Here is a 24,604-nt window from a genome sequence, read left to right on the forward strand (position 1 = left end):
GCGCTTACCCTGGTGCCTTGACCAGGGCATCCCACTGCAAGGCAAGCCGTTCCAGCGTGAAATGGCTTGCCTTGTGGCGGCCACTGGCGCCAAGGCGGCTCGCCAGTTCCGGTTGGCGGATCACCGCCAGCAGCGCCTTGGCCAGCGCATCGGCGTCATCCGCGGCAACCACCAGCGCATCCTGCCCCGGGGTGAGCAGTTCGCGGGGTCCGGTCTCGCAATCGGTTGATACGATCGGCAGGCCAAAGGCCATCGCTTCGATCAGCACCAGCCCGAATCCCTCATAGCGCGAACTCAGGCAGAAGACCGATGCACGCCCGTAGGCCTGCGCCGGATCCTGGCAGATGCCCGGCAGGCTGGCCCGGCCTTGCAGTTGCAACTGGCCGACCAGTGCAGTGAGGGCAGCGCGCGCTTCGCCTTCGCCGTGGATGACCAGTTGCCATTCCGGTTCCGCTTCCACCACCTTCTGCCAGGCGCGCAGCAAGACATCGAAACCTTTCGCCGGGACCAGCCGGCCCATGGCCAGCACGGTCTTCTGCATGCGTGGCGCGGGTTCGGCCGGCATCGGAAATGGCAACGGATTCGGCAGGCAGACTACCTCGCTGCGCGGCCGCAGTGCCTCAAGCCAGCGGCGGCGGTCCCGTTCTGTCAGCACGACCACCTGCCGGCAGAACTGCGCGGCCAGCCGACGTGCCACCTTGCGCGCCGGTTTGCCGAGATCCTCGTCGAAGTGGCAATGCTCCCACGCGATATGGTGCAGGCCCAGGCCGAGGGTGGCAGGCAGCACGAAGAGTTCGAGCATGGTGTCGACCTGTACCAGCACATCGATGCGATGCGCGGTGCAGTGCCTGCGGATGCCGGCGACCGTGGCGAAATAGGCGCGTTTGAAGGAGGGCCGTTGCGCGAACAGCGCTTCATGGCGCACGCGTGGATGCAGAGGGAACCGGCTGGCAGCATCCCAGAGGCTCAGGATCGTGACACGATGGCCAAGATCGGCCAGCGCATTGGCGATCGTTGCGGTCATCCGCTCCGCGCCGGCCATCGCATTCAAGGTACCGGTCAGGAAGCAGATGTTGCGTCGTGAGTCCTGGCTCAACTGGCCGCCCGCGCGGGCAATGCGTCCTTGCGCGCAACCACATAGGCAAAGCAAACGGCCATGATCAGGCTGTAGAAGGCATTGACCAGGGTCGTGGCGAACATGACCTCGGTCAGGCCGAACACCATGAAGCCGCAGCACAGGGCCAGGCCCATGGCGCTGGCAACCTGCGTGCCCCGGTCGGCATTGCCAAGATGGCGCAGGAAGAAGGCGGCCGGTACCAGATACAGAGCAAGGATTGCCAATAGGCCCGGGATGCCGAGTGTGGCCGTAGCATGCAGGAGTTCGTTGTGTGAATGCGGCATGCTGGCAGCGAGTGGGGAGATCTCATGCTGCGCCGCAAGCGTCTGCAGGGTCCGCTCGAAGTTCTCCGGCCCCACGCCGGTCCAGGGATGGGCCTGCACCATCTGGAGCGATTCTCGCCACAGCTGTAGCCGTATACCGATCGACGTGTCCAGTGTTACATGGTGATCAAATTGAGACAGTTCGGATACAACCTCTGTCGTGCGCTGCTGCACCCAGGCGCTGCCGAACCAGGTGAGGGTCATAAGACCGGCCAGTCCTGCGAGGGCGGCGGCCTTGTGTAGGCGAGTCAATCTGCGAGATGCTGCCAACGCAATGATCGCCAGCACCGGGATGGCGAGCCAGCCGCCACGCGTGCCACTCATGTATGAGGCGTACAGGCCGGCAAAGCCGGCCAGCAGCTTCAGGCCCGATTGCAAATAGTCCCTGCGCCGATCCCATCCAATTGAAATCAGGGCGAGTATTCCCATCAGCATGGAAAGATTGCTAAGGGGAATGATATTGGAAGACCCTACGTGAACTGGGCGACCGGCAGCTGTCGCCTCGTGGATCCAGGCCGCGGAAAGGAGTGCACAGACCACGAAACCCCACTGCACGCTCCGCATCCCACCCCTGCCAAGCCGTACCATCCCAAAAACCAACGGAATGAACAAGGCAAAGCGCAGGTAAAGGTAAGAAACATGCGGCTCCTCCGCCCCCGACAGCAGTTGCTGCAACAGCACTGCCAGCGGTAACGCCGCCATGGCCAGCATGAAGAACCAGTACCTGCGCAGCAGCTCCCCACATTCCGCCCGGCCCGCGCGCCCGCCGGCAACGAGAGTGATGGCGCTCCAGCCGAGCAGGAGTCCGTAGCAGAGGTTGCTAACCGTCGGCTTGACAAACATCAGCGCAGGGAACGCTGCCAGAACGGCACAGGCGGCCAGGTACAGAGCTTTGTCGACCCCATACGATTGGGATCTCTGCAATCTCGTCATCAAGTGCATGGAGAGAGGTTTCCGGAGGAAGGGTTGTGCACTCGGGATGCGGGCCGATCCATCCTTCTTATTATTTTGTTGCCGCCTGCTGAGCAGCGGAGCCTGTCGGTCACATTGCTGCGCCGGGCGAGGCAATTATATCGGATGGTCAGGGTGGGATTTCTTGATGTTCCGCATCCTAGCCCGCCGAACCGGTTGGGACGTTACAGAATGTATGTGATTCAATCGATGCTTCACCGGCGCTTTGGCGCAACCGCCTTGCTAAACTGATGTATCAGTAGGGTGCACTTTTCGGCATGCCCTTTGTCAGATCTGTCGATTGCATCCATGCGGCCGTCTTGAGCGGCCTGTTACAGGAGTTCTTCATGCACAGCCGTACCAGCCTGTTCCCCTTCTCCCTGGCTGCCCGCAGCGCGGCCGCCTTGCTGGTGGCAGTCATGCTCGGGGCCTGCACGACCGCGCCGGCGCCTGACCTCCCCTCCGCCGGCACCAACCTCAACCAGACCCAACCCTCCGGCCCCAGCCGCTGGGAACTGGTGCGCTGGCAGCAGCCCGACGGCGCGCAGCGCGATATCCCGCACGGCGACAACGGCCAGCCCATCATTTTTGAGTTCAATGAGGGCATCGATGCCGCGCAGGGCACGGTCAGCGGTACCAGTGGCTGCAACCGCTTTACCGGCAGCTATGGCAAGACCGATACCGGCATCCGCTTCGACCGCATCGCCGGCACGCGCATGGCTTGCCCGCCGCCGCGCATGGAACTGGAATCGGCGTTGCTCAAGGCGATGCAGACGCCGTTTGCCACGGTCGGCACGCAGCCGTCGGCGGGCAGCACGGGCCGGCAGATCATCTGGAAGACCGCCGGCGGCGACCTGCTGCAGTTTGTCGAGCGCGAAGGCGTGGGCAGGCGCGGTGCGAGCGTGGAGGCCGGCGGCGTGGAGAAGGTGGTCTATATCGATTCGCAGCGCGTGGAGTGCTCGGGGGTGGGCAAGATGACGTGCTACCGCTGGCGCGAATCGCCGGAGGCGCCGTGGCAGCTCTGGTATGGCCCGATCGAGGGGCTGGATTTTGAGCCGGGCGTGGCCTACACGCTGCGAGTGCGCGAGTACCAGGTGCCGAACCCGCCGGCCGATGCGTCGTCGATCCGCTGGCAGCTGCTGAAGGTGGAGTCGCGTACGCGGGCGAAGTAGTGCGACGCCGTTCACGCAAACGGGCCGCAGTTGCGGCCCGTTTTGCTTTGCGGCGTGCTGCGGAGGATCAGGAGCGCGGTGCGCCGGCGGGCGTGGCTTCGCGCCGCGTGCCGCGGCGCTCGACCGAGGCGCGCGGGTTTGCCGGGGCCCTGGCGCCGGCCTGGGCGGGCGCGGGCAGCTTGTACAGCGCGCCCGGCGAAGAGGTCAGCAGGGTGTTGATCTGCACCACATCGGCTTCCTGCAGCACGCCAGTGGAGGCCTTCAGCCTCAGGCCGTTCATGATGGTGTCGTAGCGGGCCTTGGCCAGGTCGCGCCGGGTCGAAAACAGTTGCGCTTCGGCGTTGAGCACGTCGATATTGATGCGCACGCCCACTTCATAGCCGAGCTGGTTGGATTCCACCGCACTGGTGGCCGAGCGTTCGGCGGCTTCCAGGGCCTTGACCTGGGCCAGGCCGTTGGACACGCCGGAGTAGGTCTGGCGGGCCGTCTGCGCGGCGCTGCGGCGCGCGAATTCCAGGTCGCTGGCGGCCTTGTCGGCCAGGGCCAGGGTCTCGCGCACGCGCGACTGGATCTGGCCGCCGGCGAAGATCGGCATGGTCAGCTGCACGCCGATCTGCGAGGCGTTGTAATGGGTGGAGATCGCCTGCGTGGCGCTGCCGGTCTGATTGGTGAAGCCGTACGAGGCCACCAGGTCGACCGAGGGCAGGTGGCCGGCCTTGGCCTTGTTGGTTTCGCGCTGGGCGGTTTCCAGGTTGTAGCTGGCCAGGTTCACCTGCAGGTTGCTGGTCTCTGCCTGCGCGGCCCAGGCGTTGACGTCGGGCGGCTGCGGGCCGGGGATGGGTGCCTCGGGGCGCAGGCCCAGCACTTCGTCGACCGGCTTGCCGGTGATCTGCTGCAGCGTGGCGCGCTTGATCTCAAGGTCGCTCTGCGCGGCGATTTCGGTCGAAGTGGCCAGGTCATAGCGGGCCTGGGCGTCGTTGGTGTCGGTGATGGTGGCGGTGCCGACTTCGAAATTGCGCTTGGCCTGCTCCAGCTGCTCGGAGATGGCCTTCTTCTGCGCGCGTGCCAGGTAGAGGTTGTCCTGTGCCGCCAGCACGTCGAAGTAGGCCTGCGCGCTGCGCGTGATCAGGTCGAGCTCGGCCTGGTGGAAGCTGACTTCACCGGCCAGCGACGCCAGTTCGCCCTGCTTGTAGGTTTCCCAGCGGTCCCAGCGGAACAGCGGCTGGCTCAGTTGCAGCTGCCAGTTGTTGTTGTTGAAGAAGCGCGTGCCGGAGGCGCTGGCCCCGGCGCCGACCGGCAGCGAAGCGGTCTGGTCGAGCTTGGTGCGGTTGGCGCCCGCGGTGCCGACCACCTGCGGCAGCAGCCCGGCGCGGCCCTGGGGCAGCCGCTCGCGCGTGGCCAGCAGCTGCGAGCGCGCGCTGGCAAACTGCGCGTCATTGGCTTGCGCATCGCGATAGACCTGCAGCAGGTCGGCCGCGCTTGCCGGTGCCGCCGGCATCATGGCCAGCAGCGGGGCAAGCAGGGAAACCGCGATCGCCAGGCGTGTCCGGATCACTCCGGGCAGGGCGTTGGGCGCAAACGTCATGAAAGCTCCAGGTTGCCGGGCGCGGGCCGCGGCTACAGTCGATTCTTCTTGGTGTTGCTGTGCTGGACTGCCGCTTCAGTACTTCGGCATGGCCGGGTCGACATCGCTGGCCCAGGCGTCGACGCCGCCGGTCAGGTTGTAGACCTTGCCGTAGCCCTGGCGCTCCAGGTAGGCCGCCACCTGCATGCTGCGTGCGCCGTGGTGGCAGATGCAGACGATGTCGGCGTCTTCGTCGAGTTCGGCCGCGCGCGCGGGGATGTCCCGCATCGGGATGTGGGTGATGCCGGGTATGGCGCAGGTCTGCACCTCCCAGCCTTCACGCACGTCGAGCAGGACCGGCTTGGCGCGGCTGGCATCGGCCAGCCACTGGGCCAGTTCGGTCGCTTTGATGACCTGCATGGTGGATCCGTCCTCAGAACTGGAATTGCGACGGCCGGGCCGCGCCCTGCAGGGGCTTGACCGCGGTTTCGAACAGGTTGACGACCTGGTATTCGGTCTCGGACACGCGTGTGACCAGGCGCGCTTCCATTACCGGCAGTTCGCCGATGAAGGCGGCGATGCGGCCGCCCACCTTGACCTGCGACAGGATCGACTGCGGAATCGCCGGCAGCGAGCCCGAGATGCAGATCACGTCGTAGGGCGCGGCGGCGCTCCAGCCGTCGGCGGCGTTGCCTTCGGCCACGTCGACGTTGGTGACGCCCGCGTTGGCCAGGTTGGTGCGGGCCAGCTCGACCAGCTCGGGCACGATGTCCACGGTCAGCACGTGGCGCGCGCGGTTGGCCAGCAGGGCGGCCATGTAGCCGGAGCCGGCGCCGATTTCCAGCACGTTCTCATGCTTGCGCACGGCCAGGTCCTGCAGGATGCGGGCTTCCACGCGCGGCGCCAGCATGTTCTGCCCGGCGGGCAGCGGAATCTCCATGTCGACGAACGCCAGCGAGGCGTACGCGGCCGGGACGAACTGCTCCCGCTTGACTACCGCCAGCAGGTCCAGGATTTCCTGGTCCAGCACGTCCCACGGGCGGATTTGCTGTTCGATCATGTTGAATCGGGCTTTTTCGAGATCCATCTTGCCATTCCTTACCAATGCCAACCGCTGTCGGTCTGTGCGCCGGCCGCGCGGTGCCACGGCCGGACAGTCTTATCAAACCCTTTATTTTAACCTTGCAGACGCCGCCAGGCTCATTCCGCGCTGGCCTCCGCCGGGGCCGGGCGATCCGGTGCCGCTTGCCGGCCGGGCGCGGGCTGCGCGTGCGCTGCGGGCTCGCTGGCGGGCTTGCCTTGCCACAGCCGGCGCAGCCAGGCGCCGAAATCATCAAGATACGTATAGATCACCGGCACCACCACCAGCGTCAGGATCGACGAGGTAATGATCCCGCCGATCACGGTCTGGCCCATCGGCGCGCGCTGCTCGGCGCCTTCGCCCAGGCTGAAGGCCAGCGGCACCATGCCGAAGATCATCGCCAGCGTGGTCATCAGGATGGGGCGCAGCCGCACGCGCGCGGCCTCCACCAGCGCCGCCTCGCGCGACAGCGGCTGGCGGCCGTCGCCAACTCCACCCTGGTCCACATGGCCCTGGCGCGCCTGGTTGGCGAAGTCCACCAGCAGGATCGCGTTCTTGGTCACCAGCCCCATCAGCATGATGAAGCCGATGATCGAGAACATGTTCAGCGTCGAGCGGAACAGCAGCAGCGCCGCGAACACGCCGACCAGCGTCAGCGGCAGCGAGGTCATGATGGCGATCGGCTGGAAGAAGCTGGCGAACTGCGAGGCCAGGATCATGTAGATGAAGATCACCGCCAGCGCCAGCGCGGACACGGCGTAGCCGAAGGACTCGTTCATCGACTTGGTCGACCCGCCAAAGCGGTACTTGTAGCCGGCCGGCCAGTTCATGCCGTCCAGCGCGGCCTTGACGTCGCGCGCGACTTCGCCGGCCGAGCGCCCGGCCACGTTGGCGGTCAGCTCGACCTCGCGGTTCAGGTCGCGCCGGCTGATCTGGTTGGCGCCGGTGGTCGGCACCAGCTCGGCGATCTGGCGCAGCGGCACCATCCTGGGCGAGCCGTCGGCGTTGGTCTGGCTGCTGGCGATCATCAGCGCGCTCAGGTCGGCCATGCCGGTGCGCGCGTCCCTGGGCAGGCGCACGCGCACGTCGTAGTTCTCGTCATCGGGCGCGCGCCATGAGCTGATGGCGTCGCCGGCCAGCAGCGGGCGCAGGGCATTGCCGATCTGCGCCACGCCCACGCCCAGGTCAGAGGCCAGCTCGCGCCGGATGCGCACCTCGATGGTGGGGCGGTCGTCCTTCATGCTCGAATCCAGGTCGGCCAGGCCGCGGATCGCCTTCATGCGCGTGCCGGCTTCCCTGGACAGGCGCCGCAGTTCGTCCAGGTCATCGCCCTGGATCGATACCTGGATCGCCTTCTGGCCGCCGGCGCCGTCGGGCATGCCCACCATCGTCAGCGTGATGCCGGCAATGCCCGCCAGGCGCTGCCGGATCAGCGGGTTGAGCTGCGCGGTGGACAGCTGGCGCGAGCGCCGCTCGGTCAGGCGCACCGACACCAGCGCATTGTTGCGGCCCGAGGCATTGCCCGAGTTGATGGTGGCGTAGGTGTAGGCCACTTCGGGGAACGATTTGAGCGCGGCTTCCACCTGCCGCACCTTGGCTTCGGTGACTTCGATCGAGGTGCCGACCGGCGTGGTGAATCCCACCTGGGTCTCGCCCAGGTCGGCATTGGGCACGAATTCCGTGCCGATCAGCGGCACCAGCGCAAAGCTGCCGAAGAAGGTTACCGCGGCGATGATGGCGGTGGCCAGCCGGTGCTTCAGCGCCCAGCCCAGCATGCCGGCGTAGCCGTTGCCAAGCTTGTCCATCTTTGCCGAGAACCAGTCCAGCAACCGCCCCACCGTGCGCCCGTACCAGCTCTTCTTGTTGCCGGTGCCGTGCAGGTCCGGGTCATGCCAGACCGACGACAGCATCGGGTCCAGCGTGAACGAGACGAACATCGAGATCAGCACCGCCGCCACCACGGTGATGCCGAACTGGTGGAAGAAGCGCCCGATGATGCCGCCCATGAAGCCCACCGGCAGGAACACCGCCACGATCGAGAAGGTGGTGGCCAGCACCGCCAGCCCAATCTCGTTGGTGCCGTCCAGCGCCGCGCTGCGGTGGTCCTTGCCCATCAGGTTGTGGCGCACGATGTTCTCGCGCACCACGATGGCATCGTCGATCAGCAGGCCCACGCACAGCGACAGCGCCATCAGCGTGATCACGTTGAGCGTGAAGCCGCACATATACATCACGCCGAAGGTGCCGATCAGCGCGATCGGCAGCGTCAGGCCGGTGATCACCGTGCTGCGCCAGGAGCCCAGGAACAGGAATACGATCGCCACCGTCAGGAAGGCGCCTTCCAGCAGCGTCGATCGCACCTCCTTGACGCTGCTGCGGATGCCGCGCGCGGTGTCGTTGACCACATTCAGCTGCACCCCGGCCGGCACCAGCTTGCGTGTTTCCTCGGTCATGCGCACCAGGCCGTCGACGGTATCGACCGTGTTCTGTCCCTGCGCCTTCACCACCGACAGGAACAGGGCGCGCTTGCCGTCCAGCAGCGCCAGGCTTTCCTGCTCTTCCTGGCCGTCGCGCACATCGGCAATCTCGCCCAGCGTGACCGGCTGTCCGGCGCGGCGCGCGACGATGATCTGGCGGAACGCGTCGGGGGTGGGCACGCGGCCCTTGATCTGCACCACCGTTTCCGTGGCCGAGGAACGCAGCTCGCCCGCGGGCAGTTCCTGGTTCTCGTTGCGGATGGCGTTCATGACCTGGTCCACGCCGATCCCCAGCGCCTCGAGCTGCGCCGGCCGGATGCGGATCTCGACCTCGCGCTTGGTGCCGCCCACGATATTGATGGCGCCCACGCCGCGCACCGTCTCCAGCCGCTTGCGCACGATCTGGTCGGCGATGGTGGTCAGCTCGCGCTGGCTGCGGGTGGCGCCCGGTGCGTTGGAGACCGAGAGATAGAAGATCGGCGCATCGGACGGGTCATAGCGCAGCACGCGCGGCTCTTTCACCTCGTCGCGGAACTGCGGGCGGATCAGCGCGATCTTGTCGCGTACGTCCTGCGCGGCCTGGCCGACGTCGACGCTCAGGTCGAACTTGATGACGACGACCGAAGTGCCCTGGTACGAATGCGAGAAGATCTCGTCGATGCCGGAGATGGTGTTGACGATCTCCTCGACCTTGCGCGTGACGTCGGACTCCACCGACTCCGGCGCGGCGCCGGGATATTCCGTCTGCACCACCACCACCGGGAAGGTGATGTCGGGGAACTGGTCGACCGGCAGCCGCTGGTAAGAGAACAGCCCCACCACGATGAAGGCCATCATCATCATGGTGGCCAGCACCGGGTTGCGGATCGACAGGCGCGTGAACCACATGGCGCGGGCCCTTATGCCTTGACGCGCTTGACCTGGCTGCCGCTGCGCAGCGTGCCGAGGTTGTTGCGGACGATCTCGGTGCCCGCGTCCAGCCCCGAGACGATCTCCACCATGCCGCTGGCCTCGTCGCGGATGCCAAGCTGCACCGGGCGCTCGGCCAGGGTGTCCTTGTCGATGGCATAGACAAAGGCGCGCTCGCCTTCCGTGCGCACCGCCGAGGACGGCACCGCCACTACGCCGGCACGCTCGCCCAGCACCAGCGCGCCGCGCGCGAACATGCCGGCGCGCAGCGTCTGGTCTGCATTCTCGACGCGGATATAGACCATGATGCTGCGCGTGCCCTGGCTGACTGCCGGGTTGATGCGCACCAGCTTGCCGGTGAAGCGGCCGGCGCCTTCCACGTCCAGCGCCACCGGCTGGCCGACCGCGGCGCGCGCCACGTCCGCCATCGGAATCGGCGCTTCCAGTTCCAGCACGCGCAGGTCGACCACGTCGACCAGGCGCGTATCCGGCGAGACCTTCTCGCCCGGCTGCACCGTGCGCGCGGCCACCATGCCGTCGAGCGGGGCCTTGACCACGGTGTCGGCCAGCGCCTTCTGCGCCACCGCCAGGCCGCCCTGGGCCGCGTCAAGGTTGGCGCGGGCAACGTCCAGGTCGGCCTGGTACTTGTCGAACGCGGTCCTGGAGATAAAGCCCTTGCCGACCAGCTCGCGGTTGCGCTCCCAGGTCTGGCGCGAGTTCTCGAACTGCCCGCGCGTGGCCAGCATCTGGCCGCGCGCCTGCGCTACCCTGGCCTCGTACTCGGTGGGATCGATGCGCACGATCACCTGGCCGGCGCGCACCGGCTCGCCCTCACGTACCAGCACCGCCTTGACCTCGCCGGAGACCTTGGCCTTGACCGAGGCCTGGTTCAGCGCACGCAGGCTGCCCGACAGCGGCAGCGACACCCGCAGGTCCTGGCGCGCCACGCTGACCAGGTCGGTCTGCAGGAATTCCACCACGTTGACGGCGGCCTGGGCCGGCGCCTGCGGCTGACGCGCGCTGCCGGCCTTGCGCACGGCGACCGTGGCGGTCAGCGCGATGGCGATGCAGGCGGCGGTGATCAGCAGGGTCTTGCGCTTCATGTTCAGGGGCCGGGTCGCGGCGCAGGGGGATCGGGCTCGGCGTCGGCTTCCATGGCGGCGGCGCGTTGCGCCAGCATGTCGTCGCGGATGCGTTCCCAGATATAGGGGCCGGTCTGCGGCGGCAGCGGGCGATTGCGGGCATCGCCGGTGGTGAGCCCGAACAGCAGCGTGTCCAGCAGGCCGTCCAGGAAGGCCTCGGGGTCGATGTCCTTCTCGGCGGTGGCGCGCAGCGCGCGCTGCCACAGCATCAGGAACACCAGCGGCGCACAGACCAGCGTCGTGGTGGGGTTGGCCGGCATCGCGCGGAATTCGCCGCGCGCCACGCCGCGGGCCAGCACCTTGGCGAACAACTCGTCGCCCGGCATCATCACTTCCTGGTTATAGAAACGGGCGATGTCCGGGAAGTTGGCCGACTCGGCCATGATCAGCTTGGTCAGCCCCGCCACCGGCGTGGCGCCGATCAGGCCCCACCAGCCGCGCAGCAGCTCGCGCAACAGCTCGGGCGTGCTGCCGTCGTAGGCGTCGACCAGGTCCGAGCCGCGCGCCAGTGCCGGCACCAGGTTCTCGCGCACCACCGACTTGAACAGCTCTTCCTTGTTGGCAAAGTAAAGATAGACCGTGCCCTTGGACACGCCGGCCGCCGCGGCCACGTCTTCCAGCCGCGTGGCCGCATACCCGCGCTCAACGAAGAGGTCGAGCGCGGCCGCCACCAGCTCTTGCGGGCGGGCGGCCTTGCGCCGGCTCCAGCGCGGGGTGTCGGCGTCCTTGTGCGGATCGGCGGGCGTTTTCACGGATGTCTTGCGGGTGCTGCGGGGCACGTGGGGGCGGCTCAGAAAGTTAATAACTTGTGGGTCAGTAATGTAGATGAGCGCCATGAGGGGGTCAAGCGCAGGCCGGCGACCCTCGGGAACACACCGAGGCGGCACTGAGGCTGATTTGCCGCGTGTGGCTTGTTGTCCGCTTTTTCCGGCGGCGCCCGGGCGCGGTTTACGGCGTTTTCCTTTTCTTACAGGACGACAGCGGCCCTTCGGGCACAATGTCCGTTTTGTGCCGGCCGCTTTGCGGCTGTCCATTGCACATCCTGAACCATCGTCATGAGCTGCCGGTCAGACCTTTCCTGCCGCGCGGGCTGCGGCGCCTGCTGCATCGCCCCGTCGATTGCCTCGCCGCTACCCGGCATGCCCGCCGGCAAGCCGGCGGGCGAGCCGTGCGCGCAGCTGCTGCCGGATATGCGCTGCGCGGTATTCGGCAGCCCGGACCGGCCTGCGTTCTGCGGCGGCCTGAAGCCGTCGGCCGAGATGTGCGGCGATTCGCGCGAAGCCGCGCTGCACTGGCTGACCCGGCTGGAAATCCTGACCGCGCCGCAGGCCGGGCCCGGGCGGCCCGGTCCGCTCGCATGACGCCTGGTACGCCACCTGACTATCCCGCAATCGGAGGCAATATGATCCGGACTTCCCGACGGCGCTGGCTTGCCGCGGCAGCCGCGGCCACGCTGGCCGTGGGCCTGGCCGCCTGCGGCGCCTTCCGCAACGAATACACCTTCTCGCAAAGCCAGCTGCAGGCGGCGCTGGAGCGCAAGTTTCCGTTCAACAAGCGCTATATGGAGTTGTTCGACATCCAGCTGACCAACCCGCAGCTGACGCTGGACCCGGCGCGCAACCGCGTCAACGTGCAGTTTGACGCCATGATCGACAACAAGCTGTTCTTCAGCCGGGCCCTGTCAGGGCGTTTTGCGCTGGACAGCGGCCTGCGCTATGACGAACCCACGCGCTCGGTGGTGCTGCAGGACCCCGAGGTGCAGCGCTTCGACGTGCAGGGCATGCCCGCGCAGTTTTCGCGCCAGCTCAACGCGCTGGGCGGCATCCTGGCCGAGCAGCTGCTGCAGGACTATCCGCTCTATACCTTCCGCGAAGACCAGCTGCGGGTTGCCGGCACGAATGTGGCACCCGGTACAATCACCGTTTTGCCAGACGGCATCAACGTCAAGATCAACCGCCCGTGACCGGGGCGCTCATACAACAATCCAGGCGGTCCGGCGCGCATGCCGGGCAACGCCCATGACCACGTTTCTCCGTTCCGCATGGAAATCGCACTTGCCCTGAAAGCCGTGATACTCGGCATCGTCGAAGGACTGACCGAGTTTCTCCCCATCTCCAGCACCGGCCACCTGATCCTGGCCGGCCAGCTGCTCGACTTCAACGACGAGAAGGGCAAGATCTTCGAAATCGTGATCCAGTTCGGCGCGATCCTGGCGGTATGCTGGGAATTCCGCGCGCGCATCGGCAACGTGGTGCGCGGCCTGCGCGCCGAGCCGCTCGCGCAACGCTTTGCCGCCAACGTGGTGATCGCCTCGGTGCCGGCCATCGTGCTGGCCTTTATCTTCGGCAAATGGATCAAGGCCCACCTGTTCAACCCGATCTCGGTGGCGCTGGCCTTTATCGTCGGCGGCGTGGTGATCCTGCTGGCCGAATGGCGCGACGCGCGCCGCGGCACGGTCTCGCATCCGCAGGGCAATGCGCTGCTGGAGGCCGCCAAGGCCGGCGCGCCGCGGATTGAATCGGTCGATGACCTGAACTGGCGCGATGCCCTCAAGGTCGGCCTGGCGCAATGCTTCGCGCTGGTGCCGGGCACCTCGCGCTCGGGCGCCACCATCATCGGCGGCATGCTGTTCGGGCTGTCGCGGCAGGTGGCCACCGAGTTCTCGTTCTTCCTGGCGATCCCGGTGATCTTCGGCGCCACCGTCTACGAGCTGTACAAGGCGCGCGCGCTGCTGAACGGGGACGACCTCGGCATCTTCGCGGTGGGCTTCGTCTTTGCCTTCCTGTCCGCCTTCCTGTGCGTGCGCTGGCTGCTGCGTTTCGTCGCCACGCATGATTTCAAGCCGTTTGCCTGGTACCGTATCGCCTTCGGCATCGTGGTGCTGTTGACCGCGTACTCCGGCCTGGTGTCCTGGCACGCCTGAGCGGGATTGCAGCAGGCAACAAAAAAGCGTGGCAGGTGCCACGCTTTTTTGTTTCTCCGTCGCCAGCGCTCAGGCGCGCTTGCGGAAGACCACGTCCCACACGCCATGCCCGAGGCGCACGCCGCGCCGCTCGAACTTGGTCACGGGCCGGTAATCGGGCCGCTCGGCAAATCCGTCCGCAGCGGTCGAGGTGTTCTCCAGCAACGGCTCGCCCGACAGCACTTCCAGCATCTGGTGCGCATACTCTTCCCAGTCGGTCGCGCAATGGATATAGCCGCCCGGCTTCAGCCGCGCGGCCAGCACCTTCACCAGCGGCGGCTGCACCAGCCGGCGCTTGTTGTGGCGCTTCTTGTGCCAGGGGTCCGGGAAGTAGATATGCACGCCGTCCAGGCAGTCATCGGTCAGCATATGCGCGATCACCTCCACCGCATCGTGCTGGAGGATCCGCACATTGCCCAGGCCGCGCTCGTCGATCAGCTTGAGCAGCGCGCCCACGCCGGGCTCATGCACCTCGCAGCCCAGGAAGTTGTCTTGCGGCCGCAGGCCGGCGATATGCGCGGTGGTCTCGCCCATGCCGAAGCCGATCTCAAGGATCGACGGCGCCTTGCGGCCAAATGTTGCCTCCCAGTCCAGTGGCTGCGGTGCGTACGGCACCATCATGCGCGGCCCGACTTCGTCGATGGCACGCTGCTGCCCGGTCGAGGTCCGCCCCGCGCGGCGCACGAACGAACGGATCCGGCGCGGATGCGCAACGCCTTCAGGATCGGCAGGAGAGGGGGCGGACGCTTGTCCGGCGCTGTCTACCGGCGCGGCGTCGTCAGCCGGCGTCGGTTCGGTGCTGGGGTCTTGGGGAAGCATGGCAACAAAAAAGCCGCCGGGCAGATCACCGTAATGGTGGCAAAGGCGGCTTGTCTCGACTGGAAGTGGAGCGGGCGATGGGAATCGAACCCACGTCTTTAGCTTGGGAAGCTAAGGTAATAGCCATTATACGACGCCCGCGAACCCGCGATTCTATGCGGATTTCTGGCGAGGACGCAAGCTGCCAGCTGCGGTACGGGCAAAATAAGTGCCTGTGCGAGCACTAACGTCCGGATCCGCTACCACGTAGAAATCGCCTGCGGCGTAAACACCGGCATCCCGATGCCAGCCGCCGCATCCGTCAACGGCTCGATTTCCACCGCGGGCCGCTCCGACCTTACCTGGCCGAAGATGGCCGCAAACGGTATGTCCGCGGCATCCCGGCCGGTGCCGATGCGAAGCAGGCCGGTGGGGATCGAGATGCCCGAAGGATCCAGCAGGTACCAGCGGTGCGACAGGTAGACCTCCACCACCGCGTGGAAATCCGGCCCGCCCATGTCTGCGTCCGCGCCGTAGTCGAGGCTGCTGGACATGCGTGCCGGGATGCTCAGCGCGCGGCACAGGGCGATCATCAGGTGGGCGAAATCCCTGCAGACGCCGGTGCGTTCCACGATTGTGTCGGCAGCCGAGGTGCGTTCGTTGGTGGACCGCGACAGGAAGCGCACATGATTGCGCACCCACTCGCGGATGGCGTAGACGCGCACATAGCCCCGCAGCATGCCGCCGAACTCGCGGCTGGCGAATTCCATCAGGCGGTCGGATTCGCAGTAGCGGCTTGGTGCCAGGTAGGGCAGGACATCGAAGGGCAACTCGGCAACGGGCACTTCTGACAACCTGTCGCCGTCTTCCAGGTAGTGATCGATGTCGATGATCGCCTCATAGCGGATGCCGAGGGGGCCCTGGGGTGCGCGCAGCCTGAGCAGCCGGTTGGCCAGCACGGGATCGGTGTAGCGGGCGGTCTCGAGGCCGGGCGGCAGCGTCAGCTGCTCCGAGACGACGGACTGCCGGGGCGTGCGGGCGGCTTCGATATTGAGCAGGAAGTCCGCCATGGGATCCATGACTTCATAGGACAGGCTTACTGCGTACCTGAGGCGGTTCATCGGGTGGTCAGCACTGGCTGGGGCCGTGGAAAGGCGGCCGGTTCCCTGGGGCCGGAAATGGCGGTGCATCCATTGCCAGTGTAGTGCGGCAGCCAGACCGTGACCTGTCAGCGGCGCCGCGCGCGTGCCGGCGGCGCGCCGGTGTCCTGCCTTGTCACCGCTTCGAGGGCTTCGCGCAACCGGATCACGGCGGGCGGCGCCTCGATCTGCGCCGGGGTGATGAAGACCAGCCGGCCCGATGCAAACGGGGTGCGCAGCCGCACTTCCCGCACCATCGACATGGCCTGGTAGTGGGCCAGCGCCGTGGCCGGCGCCACCGTCAGGAAGCCGCCCGCGGCGGTCATGGCCAGGTTGCTGTGGAACGAGGCCGATTCGATATGCGGAACGGGCGGCAGCTGGCCGGCGTCGAGGAATGGCTGCTCGAACACGTCGCGCGTGTGGGTGCCGCGCGGCGGCAGGATCCAGGGACCTTCATGCAGGTCCGCCAGCGCGACCTCGCGGCGCCGCGCCAGCGCGTGGGCGGGGGCGCAGACCACGGCCAGGTATTCATCGCGCAGCGGGGTGATGTGGACCCTGGCCTTGAGCTGGTCGGTGTCGTCTTTCTGCAGCCGGCCCACGATGCAGTCGAGTTCGCCTTCGCAGAGCATTGCGGTCAGGCCGCCGACGCTATGTTCGCGCACTGCCAGCCGCGGCAGCGCGTCCTGGGCCCGCAGCAGCGCGACCGCCTGCGGCAGCACGTCCACGCCCACCAGCGGCAGCATGCCCAGCCGGACCAGCGGCACTTCCGGGCGCGCCTGCAGCGCCTCGCCGGCGGCGTCGATCACGCCCAGCACCACGCGCAGCCGCTCCAGCGCGCGTTCGCCCGCGGCACTCAGCCGTCCGCCGCGCGTGGTGCGTTCGATCAGCCTGCAGCCGAAGGCGTACTCCAGTTCCTGCAGCATCTTGGTGACGGCGGGCTGGCTGATATGCAGCGCTTCGCCGGCCGCGGTCAGCGAGCCGCTGCGCGCCACCAGGTCGAGCAGGCGCAGGTGCCGGATGCGCAGCCGGTCAATCCGGTTGGGAGACGGCGTGGCGGCGCTGGCGCGCGTAGGGGAGGCGGGACTCATAACAAAACGTGATGGTTCCATCAAGACTGGATAATTGTTTCGAATGGCCCGGCGCCGGACAATCGGGGCAAACCATGGAGGAGACATGCGATGCATGCCAACGTCGGGCGCCGCCTGCTGCTGAAGTCCCTGCTGGCGCTGCCGGCCGCTGCCGCGCTGGGCAGGGCCGGTGCGGCCAGTCCCTATCCCAACCGCCCGATCCGGCTGGTGGTGCCCTACGCCGCCGGCGGCGGTCCGGATATCCAGACCCGCAAGCTGGCTGAGTTGCTGGCGCGAGAGCTTGGCCAGCCGGTGGTGGTCGAGAACAAGGTCGGTGCAGGCGGCATCCTGGCCGCGGAATTTGTCGCGCAGCAGCCGGCGGATGGCTACACGCTGATGCTGGGTGCCTCGACCCATGTCACGCAGAAGCTGCTGCAGCCCGGCGCGAAGTTCGACCCGATGGCGTTCACCCACATCATCCGCGTCGGCGTCAGTCCGGCGGTGCTGGTGGTCAGCGCCGGCTCGCCGTACCGGAACGTGGCCGACCTGGTCGCCGCGGCGCGGCGCGCGCCGGGCACGCTGAACTACGCCTCGGGCGGGATCGGCTCGGCCGCGCATGTGTCGGGCGCGGCGTTTGCGTCGGCCACCGGCATCGAAGTGGTGCATGTGCCGTACAAGGGCTCGGTCGAGATCGTGCCATCGCTGATAAAGGGCGACACGCAGTTCGGCTTCCCGGTGGCGGCGACGGCGATTCCGCAGATCGCCAGCGGCAAGGTGCGGGCCCTGGCGGTGACCTCGGCCAGCCGCGCCGCGGTGCTGCCGCAGGTGCCCACGCTGAATGAGGCGCTGGGCCGCAAGGATCTCGATCTCGACGCATGGAGCGGCATCTGGGCGCCGCCGCATCTGCCCGCGCCGATCGTGGCGCGGCTGCATGCCGCGGTGCTGCAGGCGCTGGGCGATCCCGGCCTGCGCCGGCGCTATGCCGAGATGGGCGCGGTGCTTGCGCCGACGCCCACGCCTGAAGCCTTCTCGCGGCTGGTGGCCGATGAGACCACCCGCATCCGCCAGGTTATCGACAAGAACCGCATCACCATCGAATAGGCTATCCCATGACCCTCACTCCACAACCGGACTTTGCCCCGCTGGCCGGCATCACCGTGCTGGATTTCTCGCACGTGATCGCCGGGCCGTTTGCCACCTTCCTGCTGGCGCAGTTGGGGGCGCGGATCACCAAGGTCGAGAGCGCCGGCGGTGGCGACGTGATGCGCCGCGCGGGCAAGGGTCATGCCGCCTTTGTCGCGCTCAATGCGGGCAAGTCGTCGCTGGCGCTCGACCTGTCGGATGAGGCAGGGCGCGAACACGCGCTGGAACTGGCCGGCCGCTGCGATGTCTTCGTCGACAACCTGCGGCCGGGCGTGCTCGAGCGCTTCGGGCTGGGCTATGAAGCCGTGCGCGCGCGCAATCCGCGCGTGGTCTATTGCAGCATCTCGGGCTTTGGCCGCGGCGCGGCGCAGTGGCATGGCCGGCCTGCCTACGACCACGTGGTGCAGGCCGCCACCGGCATGGCCTGGATGGGCGGCACCGAGGGCGATCCGCCGATGAAGACCGGCTTCCCGGTGATCGACTCGGCCACCGGCATGCTGGCCGCCTTTGCCATCCTGGCCGGCGTGCGCGAGAGCGAACGCACGGGGCGGGGCATGCTGCTCGATGTCTCGATGGCCACCGCCGGCCTGCAACTGATGTATCCGATGACGTGCGATGCCATGACCACCGGCGGCGTGCCGGCGCGGCAGGGCAACCAGGGCTATTCGGGCAGCCCGTCGGCCGATTTCTTCCGCACGCAGGATGGCTGGCTGGCGATCGGCGCGAATACGCCGAAGCAGTTGCTGGCGCTGCTTGACGCACTCGGGCTGGGCGGGCTTGCGCAAGATCCGGCCTTGTTCGAGACGCCGCTGGATGCGGGCGCCTTGCCTGCCTTCGTGCGCTCGCTCGATCCGGCCGCGCTCAAGCGGGCGATTGCGGGCGCAGTGGCGGCGGGCACCGCGGAGGATCTGGAATTGCGCCTCAGCGCGCTGGGGATCCCGGCGGCCCGCCTGCGCAATATCGCTGAGTTTGCGGGGGAGTCGATGGCCAATGGCAGCCTGCGGCCGGTGGCGCTGCAGGAAGGGGAGACCGAGGTGCTGTCGCCGGGGCTGGGCTTCCAGGTCTACCGCCCGGTATGACACCCGGCGGCGTATAGTTGCTGGCACGATGGCGCACGGCTGTGTGCCGCCATCGCTCCAACTCGCAACGTCAGGACGCCGCCACCTTGACCACCGATTTCTTCGCCCGCTTTGAAGCGGAATGCCTGCCGCGCATCGCCGCCGCGATTGGCCAGCATGACCGGCGCGTGCAACTCCACACCCTGCCCGCCGAAGCCCCCGGCCGGCCACCGCGCCTGCGCATGACCGGGGATGGTCCGCCGGACCTGCGGCGCCACCCTTATGCGCTGGATATCACGCTGGCGTGGGATGGACTGGAGGTGCAGCGCTTGTTCGCGGCCGGTGGCGAGGTGCGCTTTGCCGGTTACCTGGCGGCGTTGCCGGCCAAGCTGCGCGCCTGGCAGGAGCCGCGCGGGATCGACTTCCGCTCGCTGTCGCAGGCTGACCCGGCGATCCTGATCGGCGGGCTGGATTTCGAGCGCTGAGCCGGGTGCACTGACTCAGCCAGCCACCCGCAGCCGGCAGATCGCGCTTTCAGTTTGCCCCGGCTCGATCCAGCGCAGCCCCTGGCCGTGGTGGATCGCGTCGGGCAGGCCTGCCCACGGTTCCACGCAATAGAAGTCGGAGGTTTCGTTTTCGGACCAGGTCGTCACGGCATGCCATGGCGCGCTGCCGGCAAGGTCGAGTTCGAACGTGACGCGGCGGTCCGGCATCGCCAGCGCGGCGGACGGGCTGTCGCGAAAGACGTGGAACGTGTCCTGCAGGCGTGCGTCGTCCAGCCAGTAAGTCGTCTCGCCCCGCTCTGCGGGCCCGGGGCTGCCATCGGGTAGCTGGCGCATGCGGTCCGTGCCCGGCAATGCCAGCGACGCGGCGCCACGTTGCGCGTGCGGCAGCGCGAAATAGAAATGGTGGCCGGGATAGCAGGGCAGGCGTTGCGCGCCGGTATTGATGGTGCGCAGCGTGACTTCGAGGCCGTCGGGCAGCAAGCGGTAGATGGCGTCGAAGACAAAGGCAAAGGGGTAGCCGGCGCGCGTTGCATCGCTGTCGCGCAGCGTCATCGTGATCGCGGCTTGCGCGTCGATGGCGCTGACGTCGAAGGGCAGGTCGCGCGCAAAGCCGTGCTGCGCCAGCGTGTGCATGGTCCCTTGCCCGTCGCGCCACTGGCCCGGATTGCCATTGGCAAAATGCCGGCCGATAAACGGAAACAGCAGCGGGTTGCCGCCGCGGACCGTGGCCGGGCGGGACCAGTCGGCAGCGTCCGGCCAGTAGAGGATGTCCTGTCCGCGGTGCACCCAGCGGACCAGCCGCCCGCCGTGTTGCGGGGCGAGCAGCAGGAACGTGTCGGCATCGCCGATCCGGACCAGCGGCTGGCCCTGGAAGTCTTGTGTCGGTAGCAATGGCATGTTGATCGTTGGTGCCGCGCCGTTCGCGTGCCGCCCGGCGCAGCTGCCATGATAAGCGAGGCCAGCGCGCTGGCGGCTGCCGGGTTAGCTGCTGGTGTAGATGGTGTTGCGCACCAGCGGGTACACCTGCGTCTCCCACCGCCTGCCGTTGAACACGCCATAGTGCCCGACCCCGGTCTGCACATGATGCATGCGCATGTAGGGGCGCAGGCTGGAGCACAGGTCCTGCGCCGCCACGGTCTGGCCGATGGCGCAGATATCGTCGCGTTCACCCTCCACGGTGAGCAGGGCGGTGCGGTGGATGGCGCGCGTGCGGACACGGCGTCCGCTCACGTCAAGCAGGCCCTGGGCCAGCAGGAAGCGCTGGAATACCAGGCTGACGGTTTCCAGGTAGAACTCCGCGGTCAGGTCCATGGTGGCGAAGTACTCGATGTAGAAGTCGCGGATGGCATCGGCCTTGTCGTGCTCGCCGCGCTCGCGCAGGGCGTAGAGCTCGCGCAGCGCCTGTTCGTGCCGCTCCGGGTTCATGCTCATGAAGGCCAGCAGCTGCACGTGGCCCGGGTAGACGCGCCGCATCGCGCCGGCAAAGCGCAGCGGCACCATGCCGATCAAGGTGCGCTCGAACCATTCGAGGGGTTGGCTCATGGCCAGCGCGTTGACCTTGGTCGGATTGACGCGCGCGTCGATGGGGCCGGCCATCAGCGTCAGGCTGGGCGGCTGGGCGGGATCCCCGTCCTCGGCCATGAGTGCCGCTGCCGCCAGCGCTGCCACGGCAGGCTGGCAAATCGCCACCAGATGCGTGCCGCCGCCCAGCGTCTGCAGGAAGCCGATCAGGTGCTGCACGAATTCATCGAAGCCGAAGCGCCCGGCCAGCAACGGAATGTCGCGGGGGTTGTGCCAGTCGGTGAGATAGACGTCGTGGTCGGCCAGCATGGTCTGGACCGTGCCGCGCAGCAGCGTGGCGAAGTGGCCGGACATCGGCGCCACCAGCAGCACGCGCGGCTGGCCGACGATGCCGTGGCGGCGGAAGTGCAGCAGCGAGCAGAACGGCGTGCGCGCGACGACTTCCTCGGTGACCGGCACCGGCTGGCCGCCGACGGTTGCGTGGTCGATGCCGAAGGCCGGCCGGTGGTGCGTGAGCCGCACCAGTGCGATGAGCTCGCAGGCGGCACGCAGGCGGGGCACCGCGTCGAAACCACCGGACCTGGGATTTGCCGCCAGCGTCGCGGCAGCCAGCTCCGCCAGCGTGCAGGCCGGCAGTATCATGTCCGCGTAGATCTGGTAGGCGTGGTACAGCATGGCTCGGTCCCCGCTATTCTGGTTCTTGCGAGCCGCAATATGCATGCCATCAGTTTATGCCTGGCACGCGCCTTGCGCATTGTGCTGTGAGCGGGCGGACAATGCCGCGCAAGTAGCGAGGCATGCGCCTGGCGCATGGGCATGGCGCCGCTTCGCGGCGCGTTGCGCGCAGCGGCTTCAGACTGGTGCCTGCCGGATGCACTGCATAGGTGCGCGGCCATTAGCGGCAACAAGCAGTAAAGGAGGCGCGATGTCCAAGACCACACTCACCATCAGCAGCAAGACCTATTCCTCATGGTCGCTGCGCGGCTGGCTGCTGGCGCGCTTTGCCGGCCTGGAATTCGAAGAAGTGCTGGTGCCGCCGGACGACGCCGCGGCGCGTGCGGAAATCCTGCTGCTGTCCCCGTCGATCCTGGTGCCGTGCCTGCGCCACCACGGCGTGACGGTGTGGGACACGCTGGCAATCGCCGAATACCTGAATGAAATCCACCCCAAGGCTGGCCTGCTGCCGGAAGACCGCGCCGCGCGTGCCCACTGCCGTGCCATCTGCGGCGAGATGCATTCCGGGTTCGCCGCGATGCGTTCGGCGCTGCCGATGAACCTGAAGGGGCATTTCCCCGGGATGAAGGTGTGGTCGCGTGCGCAGGCGGACATCGATCGCGTCACGGCGATCTGGACCGAATGCCTGACGCGCTACGGCGGGCCATACCTGTTCGGCACGCGCACCATGGCCGACGCCATGTACGCGCCGGTGGTGACGCGCTTTGTCACCTATGGCGTGATGCTCGATCCCGTGCCGGTTGCCTACTGCAAGCAGATCCTGTCGATGCCGGAACTGCAGGAGTGGATCGCGGCGGCGCGCGAGGAACCCGACGAAATCAGCGAGCTGGATGTGGAATTCTAGCGGCCGCCGCCGGCGCTGACGCTACGCCGTGGCCGATTCGGCTTGCCGCGCAGCCAGGAAGCGTGCGGCGTAGTCGAAGTACCAGTCGAGCGTGTCCGGGTTGGCCATCGCATCGCGGTTGGCGATGCCCTGCGGCGCATGGCCGAGCAGCAGCTTCTTGATCGGCACCTCCATCTTCTTGCCCGACAGCGTGCGCGGCACGCCGGGCACCTGCACGATCTCGTTGGGCACGTGGCGCGAGGACAGCGCGTCGCGGATGCGCGCGCGCAGGGTGTCGCGCAGCGCATCATCCAGCACCAGGCCTTCGCGCAGCACCACGAACAGCGGCATATAGGATTCGCGGCCCAGGTATTCCAGGTCGACCACCATGCTGTCGAGCACCTCCGGCAGGTCTTCCACCACGCGGTACAGCTCGCTGGTGCCCATGCGGATGCCGTGGCGGTTGATGGTGGCGTCCGAGCGCCCGTAGATCACAGCGCCGCCGCGCCTTGTGATCTTGATCCAGTCGCCATGCCGCCAGACGCCGGGATAGGTGTCGAAATAGCTGTCGCGATAGCGCTTGCCGTCGGTGTCGCCCCACAGGTAGAGCGGCATCGACGGCATCGGCTCGGTGCAGACCAGTTCGCCCACCGCGTCGAGCAGCGGCTGGCCGTGGTCGTCGAAGGCCTCCACCCTGGCGCCCAGGCAGCGGCACTGCATCTCGCCGGAATAGACCGGCAGCAGCGGGCAGCCGGCGACGAACGAGCCGGCAAAGTCGGTGCCGCCCGACATCGGCACCAGCCAGATGTCTTCGCGCACATGGCGGTAGATCCAGTCGTAGGCCTCGACCGGCAGCGGCGAGCCGGTCGAGCCGAGCCCGCGCAGGCGCGACACGTCGGCGATGCGCGCCGGCTCGATGCCCGCCTTCATGCAGTTGGTGAAGAAGGCCGCGCCGGCGCCGAACATGGTCACGCCGGCATCGTCGACGAAGCGCCACAGCACGCCGGCATCCGGAAAAGCCGGGTTGCCGTCATACAGTGCGATGGTGGTGCCCAGCAGCAGCCCGGCCACCTGCGCGTTCCACATGATCCAGCCGCTGCTGCTGTACCAGTGGAAGACATCGTCCGGGCCCAGGTTGTTATGGAAGGCCATCAGCTTGAGCTGCTCGATGACGATGCCGCCATGGCCATGCACGATCGGCTTGGGCATGCCGGTGGTGCCGGACGAATAGACGATCCACAGCGGGTGGTCGAACGGCACCGGCTCGATCGCCAGCGGCACGTCGTGCGCCAGCACCTCCTGCCAGGCATGGGTGCGCACGCCGGCGGGCGGCGCCGCATTGCTGCCGACCTGTGGAACGAGCACGAGATCGGTCAGCGAGGGGAGGGTGGCGACCAGGTCTGCCACCACCGGGGCGCGGTCGTAGACCTTGCCGCCATAGCGGTAGCCATCGACTGCTATCAGCACCTTGGGCTCGATCTGGCGGAAGCGGTCGATCACTGCCACCTGGCCCATGTCGGGCGCGCAGCCCGACCACACCGCGCCGAGGCTGGCGGTGGCGAGGAAGGCGACGATGGTGGCGGGGATATTGGGCAGGTAGCCGGCGACACGGTCGCCGCGCTGCACACCCATCTGGCGCAGCGCATGCGCCAGCGACGCGACCTGGGCTTCGAGGGTGTCCCAGCTCACTTCGGCCAGCGGCTGCGCTTCGCCGGCGTAACGGATCGCGGCGCGCTGGCGGGCGCTGCCAATGCCGGCATGGCGGAATACCTGCTGCACGTAGTTCAGCGTCGCGCCTTCGAACCAGCGTGCGCCCGGCATGGTGTGGCGGTCCAGCACCTGCGTGGCGGGCGTGTCGAAATGCACGTCGAAATACGCGCGCACGGCATCCCAGAAGGCTTCCAGCTCGGTGACCGACCACTGCCACAGGCTGTCGTAGTCGTCAAAGGCCAGGCTGCGCTCGGCGCGCAGCCAGCGCATGAAGGCGGCGATCTGGCTGCTGTCGCGGAACGCCGCGGACGGCGTCCACATCAGATTCCCTTCGGTCAGAGGGGCGGGGGTGCTCATGTCTCCTCCTCGGGCCCGTCTGTCGCGGGCATCGGATGGTGGCGATGGG

General features: G+C 67.5%; 22 protein-coding genes and 1 tRNA gene. 8 read left to right on the plus strand and 15 right to left on the minus strand.

Annotation, left to right across the window (positions count from 1 at the left end; genetic code table 11):
- Nucleotides 1–4: 4 nt before the first annotated feature.
- Both C265_RS04315 and C265_RS04320 read right to left on the minus strand, forming a co-directional pair.
- Nucleotides 5–1,096, minus strand: a complete 1,092-nt coding sequence (locus C265_RS04315; RefSeq protein ID WP_037023568.1) for a glycosyltransferase family 4 protein — start codon at nucleotides 1,094–1,096, stop codon at nucleotides 5–7.
- Nucleotides 1,093–2,382, minus strand: coding sequence for an O-antigen ligase (locus C265_RS04320; RefSeq protein WP_010813788.1), 1,290 nt, complete (start codon nucleotides 2,380–2,382; stop codon nucleotides 1,093–1,095). Before C265_RS04320 ends, C265_RS04315 begins: the two co-directional genes overlap by 4 nt.
- A gap of 356 nt (nucleotides 2,383–2,738) precedes the next feature.
- On the opposite strand from C265_RS04320, the gene C265_RS04325 reads away from it, so the two are divergent.
- Nucleotides 2,739–3,563 carry an META and DUF4377 domain-containing protein gene (locus tag C265_RS04325; protein ID WP_010813787.1) on the plus strand — a complete coding sequence of 275 codons (825 nt, stop codon included), beginning with the start codon at nucleotides 2,739–2,741 and terminating at the stop codon, nucleotides 3,561–3,563.
- 67 nt (nucleotides 3,564–3,630) lie between these two features.
- On the opposite strand, the gene C265_RS04330 is transcribed toward C265_RS04325, so the two are convergent.
- The 6 genes from C265_RS04330 to C265_RS04355 form a co-directional block, all read right to left on the minus strand.
- A complete protein-coding gene (locus tag C265_RS04330; protein ID WP_010813786.1) occupies nucleotides 3,631–5,148 on the minus strand; it encodes a TolC family outer membrane protein in 1,518 nt (505 codons plus the stop codon).
- Between the two features lie 75 nt (nucleotides 5,149–5,223).
- Nucleotides 5,224–5,547 (minus strand): rhodanese-like domain-containing protein, encoded by a 324-nt coding sequence (locus C265_RS04335; protein WP_010813785.1) that lies wholly within the window; start codon nucleotides 5,545–5,547, stop codon nucleotides 5,224–5,226.
- Between the two features lie 13 nt (nucleotides 5,548–5,560).
- On the minus strand, nucleotides 5,561–6,214 hold the full coding sequence (locus C265_RS04340) for a protein-L-isoaspartate O-methyltransferase (protein WP_010813784.1): 654 nt from the start codon (nucleotides 6,212–6,214) through the stop codon (nucleotides 5,561–5,563).
- A 113-nt stretch (nucleotides 6,215–6,327) separates the two neighbouring features.
- A complete protein-coding gene (locus C265_RS04345; RefSeq protein WP_010813783.1) occupies nucleotides 6,328–9,573 on the minus strand; it encodes an efflux RND transporter permease subunit in 3,246 nt (1,081 codons plus the stop codon).
- Between the two features lie 11 nt (nucleotides 9,574–9,584).
- Entirely contained in the window at nucleotides 9,585–10,697 is a 1,113-nt protein-coding gene (locus C265_RS04350; protein ID WP_010813782.1) for an efflux RND transporter periplasmic adaptor subunit, read from the minus strand.
- A gap of 2 nt (nucleotides 10,698–10,699) precedes the next feature.
- Complete coding sequence (locus tag C265_RS04355) at nucleotides 10,700–11,515, minus strand: TetR/AcrR family transcriptional regulator (RefSeq protein ID WP_010813781.1); 816 nt, start codon at nucleotides 11,513–11,515, stop codon at nucleotides 10,700–10,702.
- A 276-nt stretch (nucleotides 11,516–11,791) separates the two neighbouring features.
- On the opposite strand from C265_RS04355, the gene C265_RS04360 reads away from it, so the two are divergent.
- The 3 genes from C265_RS04360 to C265_RS04370 all read left to right on the plus strand — a co-directional run bounded on the left by C265_RS04360 (nucleotide 11,792) and on the right by C265_RS04370 (nucleotide 13,659).
- The gene (locus tag C265_RS04360; protein ID WP_037023570.1) at nucleotides 11,792–12,097 is read left to right on the plus strand and encodes a hypothetical protein; all 306 of its coding nucleotides are present in this window, start codon (nucleotides 11,792–11,794) and stop codon (nucleotides 12,095–12,097) included.
- Between the two features lie 41 nt (nucleotides 12,098–12,138).
- Complete coding sequence (locus tag C265_RS04365) at nucleotides 12,139–12,699, plus strand: DUF1439 domain-containing protein (protein WP_010813779.1); 561 nt, start codon at nucleotides 12,139–12,141, stop codon at nucleotides 12,697–12,699.
- 78 nt (nucleotides 12,700–12,777) lie between these two features.
- Nucleotides 12,778–13,659, plus strand: a complete 882-nt coding sequence (locus C265_RS04370) for an undecaprenyl-diphosphate phosphatase (protein WP_010813778.1) — start codon at nucleotides 12,778–12,780, stop codon at nucleotides 13,657–13,659.
- A 69-nt stretch (nucleotides 13,660–13,728) separates the two neighbouring features.
- Here C265_RS04370 and trmB read toward each other — a convergent pair whose 3' ends face one another.
- The 4 genes from trmB to C265_RS04390 form a co-directional block, all read right to left on the minus strand.
- Nucleotides 13,729–14,517 carry a tRNA (guanosine(46)-N7)-methyltransferase TrmB gene (trmB, locus tag C265_RS04375; RefSeq protein WP_010813777.1) on the minus strand — a complete coding sequence of 263 codons (789 nt, stop codon included), beginning with the start codon at nucleotides 14,515–14,517 and terminating at the stop codon, nucleotides 13,729–13,731.
- Between the two features lie 66 nt (nucleotides 14,518–14,583).
- Nucleotides 14,584–14,658: transfer RNA gene (locus tag C265_RS04380), tRNA-Gly, on the minus strand.
- A gap of 98 nt (nucleotides 14,659–14,756) precedes the next feature.
- A complete protein-coding gene (locus C265_RS04385; protein WP_011615870.1) occupies nucleotides 14,757–15,617 on the minus strand; it encodes a transglutaminase family protein in 861 nt (286 codons plus the stop codon).
- A gap of 107 nt (nucleotides 15,618–15,724) precedes the next feature.
- On the minus strand, nucleotides 15,725–16,723 hold the full coding sequence (locus C265_RS04390; RefSeq protein WP_010813775.1) for a LysR family transcriptional regulator: 999 nt from the start codon (nucleotides 16,721–16,723) through the stop codon (nucleotides 15,725–15,727).
- A 90-nt stretch (nucleotides 16,724–16,813) separates the two neighbouring features.
- On the opposite strand from C265_RS04390, the gene C265_RS04395 reads away from it, so the two are divergent.
- The 3 genes from C265_RS04395 to C265_RS04405 all read left to right on the plus strand — a co-directional run bounded on the left by C265_RS04395 (nucleotide 16,814) and on the right by C265_RS04405 (nucleotide 19,388).
- Nucleotides 16,814–17,803 carry a tripartite tricarboxylate transporter substrate binding protein gene (locus C265_RS04395; protein WP_010813774.1) on the plus strand — a complete coding sequence of 330 codons (990 nt, stop codon included), beginning with the start codon at nucleotides 16,814–16,816 and terminating at the stop codon, nucleotides 17,801–17,803.
- 8 nt (nucleotides 17,804–17,811) lie between these two features.
- The gene (locus C265_RS04400; protein WP_010813773.1) at nucleotides 17,812–18,924 is read left to right on the plus strand and encodes a CoA transferase; all 1,113 of its coding nucleotides are present in this window, start codon (nucleotides 17,812–17,814) and stop codon (nucleotides 18,922–18,924) included.
- 86 nt (nucleotides 18,925–19,010) lie between these two features.
- The gene (locus tag C265_RS04405; RefSeq protein ID WP_010813772.1) at nucleotides 19,011–19,388 is read left to right on the plus strand and encodes a DUF5594 family protein; all 378 of its coding nucleotides are present in this window, start codon (nucleotides 19,011–19,013) and stop codon (nucleotides 19,386–19,388) included.
- Nucleotides 19,389–19,403: 15 nt separating this feature from the next.
- Here C265_RS04405 and C265_RS04410 read toward each other — a convergent pair whose 3' ends face one another.
- Nucleotides 19,404–20,306 carry an aldose epimerase gene (locus tag C265_RS04410; RefSeq protein ID WP_037023572.1) on the minus strand — a complete coding sequence of 301 codons (903 nt, stop codon included), beginning with the start codon at nucleotides 20,304–20,306 and terminating at the stop codon, nucleotides 19,404–19,406.
- Between the two features lie 84 nt (nucleotides 20,307–20,390).
- The gene (locus C265_RS04415) at nucleotides 20,391–21,605 is read right to left on the minus strand and encodes a polyhydroxyalkanoate depolymerase (RefSeq protein WP_010813770.1); all 1,215 of its coding nucleotides are present in this window, start codon (nucleotides 21,603–21,605) and stop codon (nucleotides 20,391–20,393) included.
- 250 nt (nucleotides 21,606–21,855) lie between these two features.
- Here C265_RS04415 and C265_RS04420 point away from each other — a divergent pair, with 250 nt between their 5' ends.
- Nucleotides 21,856–22,509 (plus strand): glutathione S-transferase family protein, encoded by a 654-nt coding sequence (locus C265_RS04420; RefSeq protein ID WP_010813769.1) that lies wholly within the window; start codon nucleotides 21,856–21,858, stop codon nucleotides 22,507–22,509.
- 21 nt (nucleotides 22,510–22,530) lie between these two features.
- On the opposite strand, the gene C265_RS04425 is transcribed toward C265_RS04420, so the two are convergent.
- Nucleotides 22,531–24,555 carry an acetoacetate--CoA ligase gene (locus tag C265_RS04425; RefSeq protein WP_052181591.1) on the minus strand — a complete coding sequence of 675 codons (2,025 nt, stop codon included), beginning with the start codon at nucleotides 24,553–24,555 and terminating at the stop codon, nucleotides 22,531–22,533.
- Between the last annotated feature and the right edge of the window lie 49 nt (nucleotides 24,556–24,604).

Origin of the sequence: Cupriavidus sp. GA3-3 (assembly GCF_000389805.1) — a bacterium.
GTDB classification, from domain to species: Bacteria; Pseudomonadota; Gammaproteobacteria; order Burkholderiales; family Burkholderiaceae; genus Cupriavidus; species Cupriavidus necator_D.

Excerpts from the sequence above, each read along its gene's own strand:
- C265_RS04340 (WP_010813784.1), bottom strand. The coding sequence starts at position 6,214 with ATGGATCTCGAAAAAGCCCGATTCAACATGATCGAACAGCAAATCCGC.
- C265_RS04400 (WP_010813773.1), top strand. The coding sequence starts at position 17,812 with ATGACCCTCACTCCACAACCGGACTTTGCCCCGCTGGCCGGCATCACC.
- C265_RS04395 (WP_010813774.1), top strand. The coding sequence starts at position 16,814 with ATGCATGCCAACGTCGGGCGCCGCCTGCTGCTGAAGTCCCTGCTGGCG.
- C265_RS04365 (WP_010813779.1), top strand. The coding sequence starts at position 12,139 with ATGATCCGGACTTCCCGACGGCGCTGGCTTGCCGCGGCAGCCGCGGCC.
- C265_RS04350 (WP_010813782.1), bottom strand. The coding sequence starts at position 10,697 with ATGAAGCGCAAGACCCTGCTGATCACCGCCGCCTGCATCGCCATCGCG.
- C265_RS04390 (WP_010813775.1), bottom strand. The coding sequence starts at position 16,723 with ATGAGTCCCGCCTCCCCTACGCGCGCCAGCGCCGCCACGCCGTCTCCC.
- C265_RS04325 (WP_010813787.1), top strand. The coding sequence starts at position 2,739 with ATGCACAGCCGTACCAGCCTGTTCCCCTTCTCCCTGGCTGCCCGCAGC.
- trmB (WP_010813777.1), bottom strand. The coding sequence starts at position 14,517 with ATGCTTCCCCAAGACCCCAGCACCGAACCGACGCCGGCTGACGACGCC.
- C265_RS04320 (WP_010813788.1), bottom strand. The coding sequence starts at position 2,382 with ATGCACTTGATGACGAGATTGCAGAGATCCCAATCGTATGGGGTCGAC.
- C265_RS04345 (WP_010813783.1), bottom strand. The coding sequence starts at position 9,573 with ATGTGGTTCACGCGCCTGTCGATCCGCAACCCGGTGCTGGCCACCATG.
- C265_RS04335 (WP_010813785.1), bottom strand. The coding sequence starts at position 5,547 with ATGCAGGTCATCAAAGCGACCGAACTGGCCCAGTGGCTGGCCGATGCC.
- C265_RS04415 (WP_010813770.1), bottom strand. The coding sequence starts at position 21,605 with ATGCTGTACCACGCCTACCAGATCTACGCGGACATGATACTGCCGGCC.
- C265_RS04420 (WP_010813769.1), top strand. The coding sequence starts at position 21,856 with ATGTCCAAGACCACACTCACCATCAGCAGCAAGACCTATTCCTCATGG.
- C265_RS04410 (WP_037023572.1), bottom strand. The coding sequence starts at position 20,306 with ATGCCATTGCTACCGACACAAGACTTCCAGGGCCAGCCGCTGGTCCGG.
- C265_RS04385 (WP_011615870.1), bottom strand. The coding sequence starts at position 15,617 with ATGAACCGCCTCAGGTACGCAGTAAGCCTGTCCTATGAAGTCATGGAT.
- C265_RS04360 (WP_037023570.1), top strand. The coding sequence starts at position 11,792 with ATGAGCTGCCGGTCAGACCTTTCCTGCCGCGCGGGCTGCGGCGCCTGC.
- C265_RS04425 (WP_052181591.1), bottom strand. The coding sequence starts at position 24,555 with ATGAGCACCCCCGCCCCTCTGACCGAAGGGAATCTGATGTGGACGCCG.
- C265_RS04370 (WP_010813778.1), top strand. The coding sequence starts at position 12,778 with ATGGAAATCGCACTTGCCCTGAAAGCCGTGATACTCGGCATCGTCGAA.
- C265_RS04330 (WP_010813786.1), bottom strand. The coding sequence starts at position 5,148 with ATGACGTTTGCGCCCAACGCCCTGCCCGGAGTGATCCGGACACGCCTG.